General features: G+C 69.1%; 17 protein-coding genes. 9 read left to right on the top strand and 8 right to left on the bottom strand.

Going from position 1 to position 12,520, the window contains the following annotated elements; genetic code table 11:
* The first annotated feature begins 55 nt into the window (after positions 1-55).
* A complete protein-coding gene (locus tag ACQRWP_RS08935) occupies positions 56-940 on the top strand; it encodes a S41 family peptidase (protein ID WP_430501665.1) in 885 nt (294 codons plus the stop codon).
* A gap of 85 nt (positions 941-1,025) precedes the next feature.
* Here ACQRWP_RS08935 and ACQRWP_RS08930 read toward each other — a convergent pair whose 3' ends face one another.
* Together ACQRWP_RS08930 and ACQRWP_RS08925 are read right to left on the bottom strand one after the other, a co-directional pair.
* Positions 1,026-2,282 carry an MFS transporter gene (locus tag ACQRWP_RS08930; protein ID WP_430501664.1) on the bottom strand — a complete coding sequence of 419 codons (1,257 nt, stop codon included), beginning with the start codon at positions 2,280-2,282 and terminating at the stop codon, positions 1,026-1,028.
* Position 2,283: 1 nt separating this feature from the next.
* Positions 2,284-2,868 (bottom strand): helix-turn-helix domain-containing protein, encoded by a 585-nt coding sequence (locus ACQRWP_RS08925; RefSeq protein WP_430501663.1) that lies wholly within the window; start codon positions 2,866-2,868, stop codon positions 2,284-2,286.
* A gap of 262 nt (positions 2,869-3,130) precedes the next feature.
* Here ACQRWP_RS08925 and ACQRWP_RS08920 point away from each other — a divergent pair, with 262 nt between their 5' ends.
* Positions 3,131-3,520, top strand: a complete 390-nt coding sequence (locus ACQRWP_RS08920; protein WP_430501662.1) for a hypothetical protein — start codon at positions 3,131-3,133, stop codon at positions 3,518-3,520.
* A gap of 352 nt (positions 3,521-3,872) precedes the next feature.
* On the opposite strand, the gene ACQRWP_RS08915 is transcribed toward ACQRWP_RS08920, so the two are convergent.
* Positions 3,873-4,145 carry a hypothetical protein gene (locus ACQRWP_RS08915; RefSeq protein WP_430501661.1) on the bottom strand — a complete coding sequence of 91 codons (273 nt, stop codon included), beginning with the start codon at positions 4,143-4,145 and terminating at the stop codon, positions 3,873-3,875.
* 147 nt (positions 4,146-4,292) lie between these two features.
* Here ACQRWP_RS08915 and ACQRWP_RS08910 point away from each other — a divergent pair, with 147 nt between their 5' ends.
* Complete coding sequence (locus ACQRWP_RS08910) at positions 4,293-5,069, top strand: alpha/beta hydrolase (RefSeq protein WP_430501659.1); 777 nt, start codon at positions 4,293-4,295, stop codon at positions 5,067-5,069.
* Positions 5,070-5,081: 12 nt separating this feature from the next.
* Here the strand turns inward: ACQRWP_RS08910 and ACQRWP_RS08905 are convergent, their stop codons facing one another.
* On the bottom strand, positions 5,082-5,414 hold the full coding sequence (locus ACQRWP_RS08905; RefSeq protein WP_430501658.1) for a hypothetical protein: 333 nt from the start codon (positions 5,412-5,414) through the stop codon (positions 5,082-5,084).
* Between the two features lie 151 nt (positions 5,415-5,565).
* Between ACQRWP_RS08905 and ACQRWP_RS08900 the strand changes: the two genes are divergently transcribed.
* The 6 genes from ACQRWP_RS08900 (at position 5,566) to ACQRWP_RS08875 (ending at position 9,239) form a co-directional block, all read left to right on the top strand.
* Positions 5,566-6,009 (top strand): hypothetical protein, encoded by a 444-nt coding sequence (locus tag ACQRWP_RS08900; protein WP_430501657.1) that lies wholly within the window; start codon positions 5,566-5,568, stop codon positions 6,007-6,009.
* Positions 6,010-6,229: 220 nt separating this feature from the next.
* A complete protein-coding gene (locus ACQRWP_RS08895) occupies positions 6,230-6,607 on the top strand; it encodes a DUF2089 domain-containing protein (RefSeq protein WP_430501655.1) in 378 nt (125 codons plus the stop codon).
* An 11-nt stretch (positions 6,608-6,618) separates the two neighbouring features.
* Complete coding sequence (locus ACQRWP_RS08890) at positions 6,619-6,864, top strand: hypothetical protein (RefSeq protein WP_430501654.1); 246 nt, start codon at positions 6,619-6,621, stop codon at positions 6,862-6,864.
* A gap of 12 nt (positions 6,865-6,876) precedes the next feature.
* The gene (locus ACQRWP_RS08885) at positions 6,877-7,299 is read left to right on the top strand and encodes an SHOCT-like domain-containing protein (protein ID WP_357186969.1); all 423 of its coding nucleotides are present in this window, start codon (positions 6,877-6,879) and stop codon (positions 7,297-7,299) included.
* A gap of 522 nt (positions 7,300-7,821) precedes the next feature.
* A complete protein-coding gene (locus ACQRWP_RS08880; RefSeq protein WP_430501653.1) occupies positions 7,822-8,289 on the top strand; it encodes a peptidase inhibitor family I36 protein in 468 nt (155 codons plus the stop codon).
* A 74-nt stretch (positions 8,290-8,363) separates the two neighbouring features.
* Positions 8,364-9,239 (top strand): hypothetical protein, encoded by an 876-nt coding sequence (locus tag ACQRWP_RS08875; protein WP_430501652.1) that lies wholly within the window; start codon positions 8,364-8,366, stop codon positions 9,237-9,239.
* 27 nt (positions 9,240-9,266) lie between these two features.
* Here ACQRWP_RS08875 and ACQRWP_RS08870 read toward each other — a convergent pair whose 3' ends face one another.
* From ACQRWP_RS08870 to ACQRWP_RS08855, 4 genes are all read right to left on the bottom strand, one after another.
* Positions 9,267-10,418, bottom strand: coding sequence for a helix-turn-helix domain-containing protein (locus ACQRWP_RS08870; protein WP_430501651.1), 1,152 nt, complete (start codon positions 10,416-10,418; stop codon positions 9,267-9,269).
* Positions 10,405-10,566, bottom strand: a complete 162-nt coding sequence (locus ACQRWP_RS08865; protein WP_430501650.1) for a hypothetical protein — start codon at positions 10,564-10,566, stop codon at positions 10,405-10,407. The genes ACQRWP_RS08870 and ACQRWP_RS08865 overlap by 14 nt, the downstream gene beginning before the upstream one ends.
* 129 nt (positions 10,567-10,695) lie before the next feature.
* Positions 10,696-11,886: a helix-turn-helix domain-containing protein gene (locus ACQRWP_RS08860; RefSeq protein ID WP_430501649.1), complete on the bottom strand. Its 1,191-nt coding sequence runs from the start codon at positions 11,884-11,886 to the stop codon at positions 10,696-10,698.
* A 202-nt stretch (positions 11,887-12,088) separates the two neighbouring features.
* Complete coding sequence (locus ACQRWP_RS08855; RefSeq protein WP_430501648.1) at positions 12,089-12,427, bottom strand: transposase; 339 nt, start codon at positions 12,425-12,427, stop codon at positions 12,089-12,091.
* Positions 12,428-12,520: the final 93 nt, after the last annotated feature.

Here is a 12,520-nt window from a genome sequence, read left to right as displayed (position 1 = left end):
TCCCGGCGGGAAACTCGGTGGTCATGAGGTTGTGTGCGGTCTACCGTTGCCCGCCGTGCTCTCAAACGAACAGCTGATCGGACAGGCCCTGGACCGGATCGAGGCCGGGTACGTCTTTCCTGAGAAGGTCGCTGACATCAACGCCGCGATCCGGCGCCGTCTCGCGGCAGGCGAATACGACGACCTGGACGGGCCGGCGCTCTGCCAGATGGTGACCGCTCACCTTCAGGCGGTGTGCCCGGACAAGCATCTGCGGCTGCTGTGGTCGGACCAGCCGCAGTCGCTGGATCCAGCCGACGAGGACGGGGGGCGGGCCGCGTTCCTCGCGCTGCTCAGGGCGGAAAACCAGGGCATCCGCCGGGTCGAGCACCTGGACGGCAACGTCGGGCTCATCGACGTGCGGCGCATCGCGTACGCCGACGAAGGCGCCGCCGCGATCGGCGCGGCCATGCAACTGGTCGCCCTCAGCTCCGCGCTCGTCCTGGACCTACGCGCCTGCTCCGGCGGAACACCGGAGGGAGCCGCGATGTGGTGCAGCTACTTCTTCGGCGACGACCAGGTGCACCTCAACGACTTCTACGAGCGGTCCACCGGCGCCACCCGCCAGTTCTGGACGACCGCGCACCTGCCCGCGCCGCGCTACGCGGACCGCCCGGTCTACGTGCTCACCAGCGCGATGACGTTCTCCGGGGGCGAGGACGTGGCGTACACCCTTCAGGCGCACGGCCGAGCCGTCGTCGTCGGTGAGACGACGCGTGGCGGCGCGCACCCGACGGCCCGCCACCCGGTCACCGAACACATCCTCGTGACCGTGCCGACCGCCCGGACCATCAACAGCGTCACCGGCACCAACTGGGAAGGCGTCGGAGTGGTCCCCGACGTACCCGTCCCGGCAGACCAGGCACTCGACGCGGCGCTCAAGGCCATCCTGGCCGCGTAGGCGCAGCGGCGGCCGTTGGTGACCCGCCGGCGGCAGCAGTATTGGGGCCGCGAACCACGCCTGCCGCCGGTGGGACGAGCATGGCCTACCCGACGTCGACGGTGGCGCGCTGCCGTACGGCGTGACGCCGCTGCTGGACTGAGCGCAGGCCCAGGTAGGCGACCGCACCGGAAGCCAGGTACAACAGGGCCTGCACGTTGAGCACGAGCACGACGCTGAGCACGTCGCCGAGCAGGCCGGCAGCCGCCATGCCCAGCCCCTGCGAGGCGTTGAAGATCGCGTAGTAGACGCCGAAGGCCCGGCCCAGCTCGGTGTCGGGCACGCTCTGTTGGATCTGCGCGAAAGCTCCGCTGGCGTACGCGATGCCCGGCGCACCGACCAGGATGAACAAGCCGATGTACCACTCGGGTTGACGAGTGACCGCCGGCCCGTTCCAGATGACCAGGCTGATCAGGGCGAAGGTGGTCGCCCCGAGGCTCATCAGCAGCCGAGGGCTGAGCCGAGCGCCCAGCATGCCGACAATGAGCCCACCCGCCACCCCGCCGATCGCCTGAACGCCGCGCAGCACACCGGTGAGGGTGCCGTCGGCATGCAGCGCGCGGCTGACGAAGACCACGAAGAGCACCACGAACAGGCCCTGCGCGATGCCGCCCAACGCCACACTCACGATCGTCATCCGCACGGCGCGGTTGCGCAGCATCGCCGTGAGGCCGTGTCGCCAGGCGGTGAAGAACGACGGCTCACGGTCCGGGGTCGTCGGCTGCGCGGTTGCGTGGTGGGCGGCGCGGCGGCCGGCGGCGATCAGGGCTGCCGTGATCGCGAAGGCCACGGCGGCGCCGACAGCGAGGTAGCGGGTGCCGTCGCGAGTGATCGCGAACCCGCCCAGCGAACCTCCGATGAGCCGTCCCACGCTGGTGTTGAGCGCCACCACACTGTTGGCGCGCACCAGGTGCGCGGGCTCGACGAGGCGTGGCAGCGCGGCGTTGCGGGCGGAGTCGAACGTCTGCGTCAGCACCGCCTGGGCCCCGGCGACCAGCGAGATGATCCACAGGTGGTGGTCGGGTTGACCGAGCAGGGGGATCACCACCGCGGCCTGGAGCGCGGCGACGCAGCTCATGAGCCGGAACCGGTCGAGACGATCGGCGAGCGCACCGGCGAACGATCCCAGCGTGATGCCGCACAGCAGCTCGACGAGGAAGACGGCGGAGGTGGTGAGCGCCGAGCCGGTCACCCCGAACACGTAGATCGGCAGCCCGGTGAGCAGCAGCCAGCTCGCGACGCTGGAGAAGAGCCCGCCAACCCAGATTAGGACGAATCCGCGGTGTCGCAGCAGCGTCAGCATCTCAGATGAACTCCGGCGTGGGGTACGCCTGGAGGTTGAGGGTGACGGGCCGGGCGTCGCTCGGGGGCGCGGTGCGCAACGGGCGCAGGTACGGCCGGATGACGGCGTCCAGGGTCAGGGCGAGGTGCCGCAGCTCCTCCGGAGTGAGCGAGAGGGTGTAGCTGTGGAGGGTGGCGCTCTCCCGCCACTCGTCGGTCAGTTTGTGCTGCTGATGCTGGTAGCGCTGCAACGATTGGAACACCTCGTCGAGCTCCAGGGCGGTCAGCGCGTCGTTGATCTGCTGCCCCTCGGCATCATCGGGATCCGGGAGGAATTCGAGCCCGGTGGCGGCGGCGCGCCACGGTCGGTCACGCCGGTTGGTCCCCTCGGCGTGGACCCGCTCGATGAGGCCGTGCCGGGCCAGTTGACGCAGGTGGTAGCTGCAGTTCGATCCGGTGTCGTCCAGGGCCTCGGCGCACTGCGCGGCGGTTCTCGGGCCGGCGGCCAGCAGGTAGCGCAGCAGCCGCAGGCGCAACGGGTGCGCGAGGGCCCGCAGCTTGGTGGCGTCCTGGACGCGCACCCGGCGTTCTGGCTCGTTCTGCTCCATGGGCACCCCTTAGCGAAAGACTCCTTTCGGTTATACGTCCTTGTGGCCCGCTTCCGCAACAAGTCTTTCGCATCGGGCAACCACAGCGGCGCCCCCGGTTCCGTCTTCCCGGCGGTGGCGAAGATCGAATCGGGTTTCGTGAAGTCGGGGTGTCCTTGGAGCCGGGAAACCCCGACTTCCGTGAACGCGAGTGGATCATCGGGTCGTCCCCGCCGGTGCCGCCGCCACCCCGGGGTTGTCCCCCGGTGGCACCATCGTTCTGATGAACGTTCGTCGCTTGGCGGCCATCGACATGCACGGCAGCCGAGGAACGACCCGCCGACGGCGGATCATCCTGGCCGAGTTCCTCGTCGGCGTGGTTCTCATGGTGGCGTGGGGCATCTGGCTGCTGTCGTCCTCGAACGACCTCGGCAGCCGAGCATTTGGCCTGTGGCTGACCGGCGCAGGTCTCAACTACGCACCGCTGTCCGCGTACGCGCTGGCGCTGATGCGACCTGGTGCTCTCGATGCCGAACTGGCTGGCGTCGACATCGACCGGGAGCTGCGCCGGTACACAGTGCTGCAGCTCTGGGTATTCGTGCCGCTCTCGCTCGTCGTTCTCGCCATCCGCGACGCACTCGCCCGGCGTAAGGCTCGAACGACAACTCCTTGACCACCTGACGAGCCTGTTCGACGCGCCCGTCATGCCACAGGTTTGGCCGACGACAACTTCGAGCACAACCAACAGGGTCAGGTCCGGTTGCCACTTAGGAGTGAGCCCAGTGAAACGACCGACTCTCGGCGTACGTGCTCGCCAGCACCGTCGGTGAGCGCCATCCAGACGCATTCGTGGGCACATCCGCCATGATCATCATCCTGGTCCTGACTGCCGTGCTCGTGCACCTGCTGCGCCGCCGGCGGCAGCACAGGGACTGAGGAAACCGCGGACCTGAGCGGCGGGTTGTGCTCGCCGCCGACGTGCGCAGCTCGAACCCGATCGGCAGGCCGAAGGCGGCCCAAAGTGGTCAGGGTCGACGGAAGCCCTGGTAGGCCTGCCAACAGCCCAAGCCGAACGCGGCGAAGCAGGCGACGCGCACCGCCAGCAGGATCGGCAGGCCCAACCGGCCCCGATCGACGAGCCAGTCGTGCAGGCCCCAAAAGAGGGCGGTGAACACGATCGCCGCAACCACGGCGACGGCCAAGCCGCTCACCACCTGCGCCCAGCGGCGGCTCGGCAGAACCTGGGTCGCGTCCCGGTCGCCGTCGAGCCGACGCCCCTCGCCATCGACCCCCGTCATGCCCGGCAGCCTAGTCGTCCCCGGCCAGGGCTGCCCCCGCTGGCGCACGGCGTTCCCTGTGGCCATACCGCCCGCACTCACGGCCGGGCGACACGTCCCGGTGCCAATCAGCTTTCAGACGTACACCGGCAATGATCGGATGCCGCCATGATGAGGGCCGGTCGGGAGTACCCGACGTCCTACCAGGCCGCCGACGGCAGCGAGTTGCCCCTGCTGGTCTTCGAGCCGGCCGAGGGCACGCCGCCACGCGCCGGCATCGTCCTGTTCCATGGCGGCGCCCTCCGCCAGGGATCGCCCGACGGACTCGCCCCGCACTGCCGATCACTGGCGTCGCGGGGAATCCTCGCGGTATCGGCCGGGTACCGGCTGCTCGGTCGTGGCGCTGCCAGCATCGACGACTGCCTCGCTGACGTTCGGCGCGCGGTCGAGCAGTTCGGTCGGCTGGCAGCATCGCACGGGCTCGACGCGCCGTACCTGGCCTCGGGTGGCAGCTCAGCCGGCGCTCACCTTGCGATGCTGGCCGCGATGATCCCATCCAGCCCGGCACCGGAGTTCGGCGTCGCGGCCATGGTGGCCCTCAACCCTGCGGGGCTGAATCTGGGCTCCTTCGAGCCGGAAACGCAGCGCAGCCTCGCACATCGGGTCGGCATCGCCGAGGGCAGACTGATCGAGTACTCGCTGATCGAGTTCGTGTGGCCGGGCAGTCCACCGATGCAGATCCACCACGGCACCCGCGACGAGGTCGAGCCGATCGGCTTGGTGCGGCAGTTCCGGGACGCGATGGTCCACGCCGGCAACGAGTGCACGCTCCTGGAGTACGAAGACGCCGAGCACGGATTCCACTACCCCGGCACCGGCGGGCACTTCGACGACGTCATCGAGGCCACGGCGCGGTTCCTCCTGGGCCGGGCAGCAACGACCTGAACGGCGCGCGTGTCAGCTGGGCGGCGGCGGACACTCCAGGACGGCGATCGAGTTTCCGGCGAACAGCCCCAGGTGAGGGTGCCCGGAGAAGATCTGAACCGCCTCCTCGTGCGAGCCCGCCTCCACGATGGTGTAGGCGATCAGGGCGTCGGTGAAGTCCTCGACACCTCGCGCCGTGACCCGTTTCTTGGCGTTCAAGGGAGCACCGGGGTCGACGATGGCCTTCTCGTTGGCCTGCGCCCAGGACGCCCACGCGTTCATGAACTCGGTCTGCTGCTGTTCGGTGAGTTCGGTCTTGTCGGCCTCGTCAGCCGCGCCGTTGAAGAGCGCCAGGAACCTGCCCATCCCGGCATCTTAGTGGCGGCCTGCTCGGGCCACCGAGTCACAATCACGACCCCGGCCGAAATTCCAGGTCGTTGACGCCTCAACAGAAGGGGTACTTTCCGTCACAGGCGAAACACTCTCTGCTTCCGTACTCATCGGGCATCGTGGATGCATGAAGCTACGTATGCTCCTGATCGCGGCCTTCGCGGCCCTCATCGCCACGCTGGCAGTGCCGTCGGCCGCCACCGCGGGCCCGGCCGATCAACCGGTCGTCAGCGTCGCGGCGCAGCCGACCAACCCGGCAACCGCGAGCGCGGCCGACAACCCGAACGCCGGCATCAGCGGCGTCTCGTCCCAGGCTGTCGGCCCCTGCCCGTACGGCGCCACCTGCGTCTACACCGACACCTACTTCGGCGGACGCATGTTCGTGCTGTACCAGTGTCGGTGGTACTCGCTCACCAACTGGAACGGCTGGGGTTCCATCTACAACAACCAGACCTGGGGTGCCTGGGCCGACATCATGGACCAGAACCGCAATCCGATCCGCGGCTTCAGCTCTGGAGTCGCCTGGGAAGCCGTCGACTTCTCGCCGGTCTGGTACATCCGGATGTGCTGATCCGCTTGCCGTGGGCGGGAGTCGGGGTTGCCCGCTCCCGCCCGCTGGGCGCCCGGCAAGCAACACCCTTCGACCGCGGCGGGACCTCTTCGGGTCCCGCTGCGGTTTCGCATTCCCGGCCGGCGGCGAGATCGACCCGGCCTCTTCCGACAGGCACAACATTAAGAAAATTAAGATCAACTTCTTGGAAGTTGAGGATTCTTAAGATACAACTTTAGGCATGACAGAACAGGCGATGGACTGGCAGGACCTGACCAGCCTGACGCGGGGGCAGCCGTTCGTCGTCGAGCGGGTGCGCCTGGCGAGCAACGGCGTCGCGATCGAGGGCGAGTTCGAGCCACCGCAACTGGCTCAGCTCAACGTCGATGATCAGGTCTTCGTCACCGCGTTCGTGCGCTGCCACGGTTCGATCAAGGAGATGGAACGCATCTTCGGGGTGAGCTACCCGACGATCAAGTCACGACTCAACCGGATCACGCAGATGCTCGACTTCGTCGAGACCGACCCGGCGCCCTCGCGAGCCGACGTCATCGACCGGCTGCGCCGCGGTGAGATCACCGCACAGCAGGCGCTGGCCGAGCTGGACGGCCGGACGTGATGCCGCAGTTGGTGACCGTCAAGGTCAACCGCCCGGACCGCCGGCCCATCCGCCTCTGGGTTCCGGTCCTCCCCGTGGTGCTCGTGCTCTTCCCGGTCGTGGTCCTGGTCGTGTTGGCGGCGATCGTGGCCTGCGTCGTGTTCCGCATCGGTGTGGTGCGGGCACTCGGCGCCGCTTGGCGTGTCATTTCGGCACTGCCCGGCGCCCGCTTCGACATCGAGCAGGGCCGCACGGCCGTGCTCGTGGCTATCCGATAAGGAGAGGTTCGAATGACCGAACAACGCAAGGACATCCTCGACATGCTGGTCGCCGGCAAGATCACCGCAGAGGAGGCGGAGCAGCTGATCGCCGCACTCGAACGGGACCAGGCACCGGCGACGGTGAGTCACGACGCCCGGCCGAAGGGCAAGGTGAAGTACCTGCGGGTGATGGTGGACGCCACCGACAACGGCGAGCCGTCGCGGGTCAACGTGCGGGTGCCACTGCAACTGCTGCGGGCCGGCGTACGGCTGGCGGCGCTGATCCCGCCGCAGGCCCTGGTCAAGGCCAATGCCTCACTCAGCGACTCGGGCGTGCCGATCGACCTGACGCAGCTCAAGCCCGAGCAGTTGGAGGCGCTCGTGGAGCACCTCGACGAGGTCACCGTGGAGGTGGATTCACCCGATGCCACCGTGCGGGTCTTCTGCGAGTAGGCGCTGTCTGATGGGACGGGCCCTCGAGAGGGTGCTGGAACACCCTCCCGAGGCTGCGCCCGCCGCAGCAGAGCACAGGTGAACTGCCAACCTGAAGTTTAGCCACGCACCAGCAACAGCGGAGGGACCACTCGGACGGGTGGTCCCTCCGCTGCGTCCCGCCACTGGGCGGGGTCAGATTGTCGTTCGAGGGAGTGCCCCGGTCAGCGGGTGAGGCCGACCAGCATCGCCAGTCGCGCCACGCCGGCCGGCGCCGGCTGCGCGCGGGCAACGTCGGCGATCAAGGTACGTGCCAACCGCCGCCCACCGACCACCCTCGCGCGGGCGCACCTGGGCGCGCCTCACCAAACCCGGGCGGACCCTCAGCGGCAACCCGGGAAACGCCGGACAGGGTCGAGATTCGAACTGGTTCGAATGTCTCGGCTGCGCCGCTATCCCCGGGGTTGACTGACCTCGTCCACACCGGTGCCACCAGCACAATCACTCAGCTCCGGCAGAAGGATCCCCAAGCAAAGGAGACTCATGAAGCGACAAATCCTGGCGTTCTTCGGTGCGTTGGCGCTGGCGGCCGGCGGGCTCCTGGCCGTGGCCAGCCCGGCCCAGGCGGCGACGTCGCGCAACGGCGTGTGCGAGAGCGGCGAACTGTGCATGTGGCAGCACCCCGACCTGCGCGGCGGTCGCTACGACACCCTCTCGACCACTGCGGACTTTAAGCAATGGTCGTTCGTGGCTGCCTGCACCTCGGACTGCTCGCTGCATGACAACGTCAGCTCACTGCGCAACTACGACACGCAGAATGCCGTCCGCCTCTTCGAGCACGAGAACTACCGGGGCCTCTACTTCTGGCGGCAGAAGGCCAACAGCGGCCAGTCGGACGAGGCCTTGAACCTCACGCTGGACCGGGACCAGAACGGGAACCACTGGGACGACCGATTCAGCTCGTTCTGCTTTGTCTGGGCCGGCCAGCCGCAGACCCGCTGCCGCCCCTAGGACCGCATCGAGGGGCTCGCGTCGGCCGTGAGGTAGCGGGCAACGCGGGCCCCTCCAGCCTGAGCGAGGTCTCCATGCCCATGATCCGTAGCCAATTCGCGGCCCTGGTGCTGGCCTGTCTGACCGTCGCTGCCGGGACCGCCTGTGACCCGAGCGGGCCCGCGCAACGGCCCGCCGGGCCGTCGCCGGTGGCGACCATGAGCCTTCCGTTGGACCGACTGTTTCCGTCCGGAGACGAGGATCTGCTTCTCCAGCGGGCCGAGGGGAAGCTGGTCGTGGCCTGCATGCGCCGGCTCGGGATCTCCTACCGGCCGCCGGAACCGCACCACACCGACCCGGCCGCCACGCGCGACGGGTTGTACGGGCTGGTGGAGCACGACCAGGCGCAGCGCCTCGGCTACCACGCCGCACCCGGCGGTGAGGCGGCTGAGGACAAGCCTCCACCGCCTCCGGAAAGGACGGCGCTGGCGCTGACCGGCACCCGGTTCGGCACCGACGGACCCGAGCCGGCCGGCGGCCGGATCCCTGAGGGCGGCTGCCTCGGCGAAGCGACCCGGCGCCTGGGCGAGGGCGCGCCACCGGTCGGCGAGACACTCCTGTACGACATGGCCCTGCGGGCCGGCCAACAGGCAGAGCAGGACGCGCGCGTTCAGGCCGGCTTCCGGGCCTGGTCGACGTGCATGGCCGGCAAGGGGTTCGCCTACGCCGACCCCTGGCAGGCCAACGACGACCCGAGGTGGAGCACCGACCATCCCAGCGACGTGGAGCGCCGGACCGCTGTGGCCGACGTAGCGTGCAAGGACAGCACGGACCTCGTGACGATCTGGCAAGCGGCGATGGTCGAGCACCAGCAGCGCACGATCGCGAGCCGCTCCGCCGACATCGAACGCTACGAGCAGGCCAAGAGCGCCCGGCTCACCAACGGCCGACGCGTGCTGGCGACGACGTGAGGCAGCCGCGACCGGCGGGTGCGTCTTTCAGCGGCTGAGGCCGACCAGGTTGGCCAGTCGCGCCACACCGGCCGGCGCCGGCTGCGCGCGGGCAACATCGGCGATCACGGTACGCGCCAACGGCCGGCACCGGACCTCAGCCGGCGCGACGCTGTCCGCGTCGACGAGCGCGCGCGCAGCGCCGCGCAAGTCACCCACTTGGAGGTACGCCCGCGCGACATCCACCAGATAAGCACCCCGGTACTCGGCCGGCAACCGCCGCCACGCCTCCCGCCGCACGATCACCGGATGTCGCCGCACCGCCTCAACAGCGTCACCCCGCGAGGCCGCCACCACCACCCGCGCCAGCTCGACGGCGATCGGCCCGAAGCCGGTGTGGTACGGATCGTCGTACCCCCGAAGGTTGGTGGCGACGCCCGCGGCCCGGTCGATCAGTTCGTCGGCGCGGCGCATGTCGCCGCAGCCGACGGCGGCCAAGGCGGCTTGGAGCAGCAGCGTCCCACCCACGGCCCACTCCCCCGCCGACCGCTGCGGCCCTGATGTGACGCGATTCGCGGCGGCGAGCGTCGCGGCCAGGGCGAGGCGGTCGCGGCCCGACGTGCGCAGCGCCTGGGCTACCGAGATGGCCGCCGTTGCCGCCAGGATCGGGTCGTCGCCGGCGGCGGACATCGCCCGGTCGGCGGCCAACCACCCGAGGTCAGCCTCGCCGAGCTTCACCAGCAGCGACGAGGTGATCCGGTACGCCTGCACCAGCAGCTCCGCCGACCGCGCGCCCTGGACGGCGTCGAGCAGACCCGGCAACACCCGCACCAACTGCCCGTAATGCGCGTGCTGGTAGCTCAACCAGGCGTACCCGATCTGCCTTCTCAGCTCGTCCGTCTGCTTCGGGGCGCGCGGGGCCTCGTAGCGGGCGAGAGCGGCCCGGATGCCGTCCACCCCGTGCGGCGTGCCCGCAGCCGTTGGCCGCTGCTGGCAGAGCAGCACCTCCGGGTCGACCCGCAGGACGTGGGCCAACTCCTGGATCACCGAGTACCGGTCGAGGGCGCGCACTCCCCGCTCCACCTTGTCCACCCAGCTCTTCGACCTGCGCAGCCGATCCGCGAGCATCTGCTGCGTCATCGACCGCCGCACCCGCCAGCCGGCGACGCGGCGACCGATCGGGAGGTCATCGTTGGTCACACCGCCACCGCCTGTCCGGAACCGCGCGGGTCGTGTCCTCCACGGGTACGCGCTCCGCCTCGGCCTGCGCCAGGAGACGCTGCTTGGCGGCCTCCCGCTCGGCCGCCTCACCCTTGTTATCCGGAGCGCTGTCGTCCTGCCCGCTCATCCCCGCCTCCTCAGCCAGAGGCCCAGCGGTGATGCTCGGGATTTGATCACCGCCGCACCAGGCCACGGGACGTGCCTGCGTCCCAAAACGGACAGTAGGGCGGATTCGTGATGCGTTGATTACTGGCAGTTATGCGGCCAGGTTGACGCCGATGCGGCCGGCGAGCAGGCGAAGCTCGTCGGGGATGGCTCGGCGCTGGGCGCGGTGGGCCAGGGTCACCACGGCATCACGAGCGAGGGGGTTGATGGCGAACGGGATCGGGGCAGCCCGCTCGGCCTGTACGAATGCGGCGAGGGCTTCGGCGTCTCTCCGACCACCGTCCGCAAGGGCGCGACCGAGATCGAGCCAGTAGGACTGCTGGCGGATCGAGGCTGCGAGCACCTGTGGACGAACCGTCCTGGACAGCTCAATCACCCGGCCGGAATCGCCCTGCTCGGCGGCGACGGACATCTCCCACAGCCCGACGTTGGTCGGCCCGAATCCGCAGCCATTGAAGCCGGCCCCGTCAACCGGATCCCCGAGCGTTGCCGCCTCGCGCGCTGCTTCGGCAAGGTGATCGCGAGCCATGTCCAAACGACCGCTGACCGTCGACGTCAACGCGGCCGAGAGATGCAGCTGTCCGAGCATCTGCCGCACCCGCTCGTCGGCGGCGTCAGCTTGCAGCTCGGTCAGTGACCGGTCGGCGGCACGGGCCGCGACGGATGCGGATTCGATCGGCAGGCTCTGCGCATAGGCGAAGCGTGAGGCCGCGATCCACGCCGGGTCTTCGGCGTCTTCGGCGACCGCTCCAGCGAGCCGGGCGGCGTTAAGGGCCAGGTGACGGTAGCCGAGGTTCCGCAGGCAGGTGGCGGCTTGGTAGGCGACCTGGACGAGCACACTGCCGCCCACGGCGGCGGCCTCAAGCAGGAGATTGGGCAGCATGCGGGCCATCGCCGGGTAGTTGCACGAGGTGCGGAGCTGTTCGGCGCGAGCAATCTCTGTCGTCAGGCGCTCCGCTGCGTAGGTCGACGGGCGGCGCTCGCCATCCTCGATCTCGATCAGGGCCGACCAGATCGCCGGTACGCACTCGGCGGCGCTTTCGCGGGCCGGATCGCCTGACTCCGTGCCCTGACCGAGCAGGTCGGCCACCGTGACCTGAAGTGCGGCAGCCAGCGCAACCAGAGTGGAGCGGCGGTCGATGGTCTTGCGGCCAGACTCGACCTGAGACACGTACGACTGGGTGACGCCAGCGAATCCGGCGAGGACGGACTGGGTCATGCCGCCACGGCGCATCCGCCAGTACCGGATCCTGGCACCGATGGTGTCCGGCTTCTTCACCATGCCTTCGTCCACTCTCGTAGAGAACCGAGCCAGCGGCTAAGCCCTGCTACTTCGCATGACTAGACGGTACACCGGCAGAGCATCCAGGCGATGACGCCATCTGCCCGAGAAGCGCCGCCCCGCTCAGCAGCACTTGCAACCCACAGCGTCGGAGCTGGCTGCGGTCGCTTGGTGACCTAGTACTTCAGCAGGAGATCCCTTTTCATGGCTCGGTGAGGGCTCGCGGGCGTAGTGGCTGGTCTTGGCTTGGTTTTGGTGCCGACGTCGGTAGATGGACCAGGCGTATAACGTCGGCGACGCGTCTTGGGCAGGTGGTGCTGACTGTGGCTGCTGCGGCGAGGAACGCGTGGGCGGCGATGACCAGGGTCGTCCAGCGATGCCAGGCTTTCCACCGGCGGTGTTGGTGCTGGTCCAGGCCGAGGCCGGTTTTGGTGACTTGGCGGAAGGATTCCTCGATACTCCACCGCCGGCCGGCGACGGTGACGAGTTGGTGCAGCGGAACCAGTTCGGGGGCTCCAGCAGCGATAGAACGCCTGTTCACCGGTGGTGCGATTGCGGCGGATCAGCAGCCAGTGGTGACCTTGGTACCGGTAGGCGGCCCGCGGCAGGGTGATGAGCGCCCAGTCGTCGTAGC

It is taken from the genome of Micromonospora trifolii (assembly GCF_050516465.1).
In the GTDB taxonomy this organism is placed as follows: domain Bacteria; phylum Actinomycetota; class Actinomycetes; order Mycobacteriales; family Micromonosporaceae; genus Micromonospora; species Micromonospora trifolii.
This window is presented reverse-complemented; position numbering and strand designations above follow the sequence as displayed.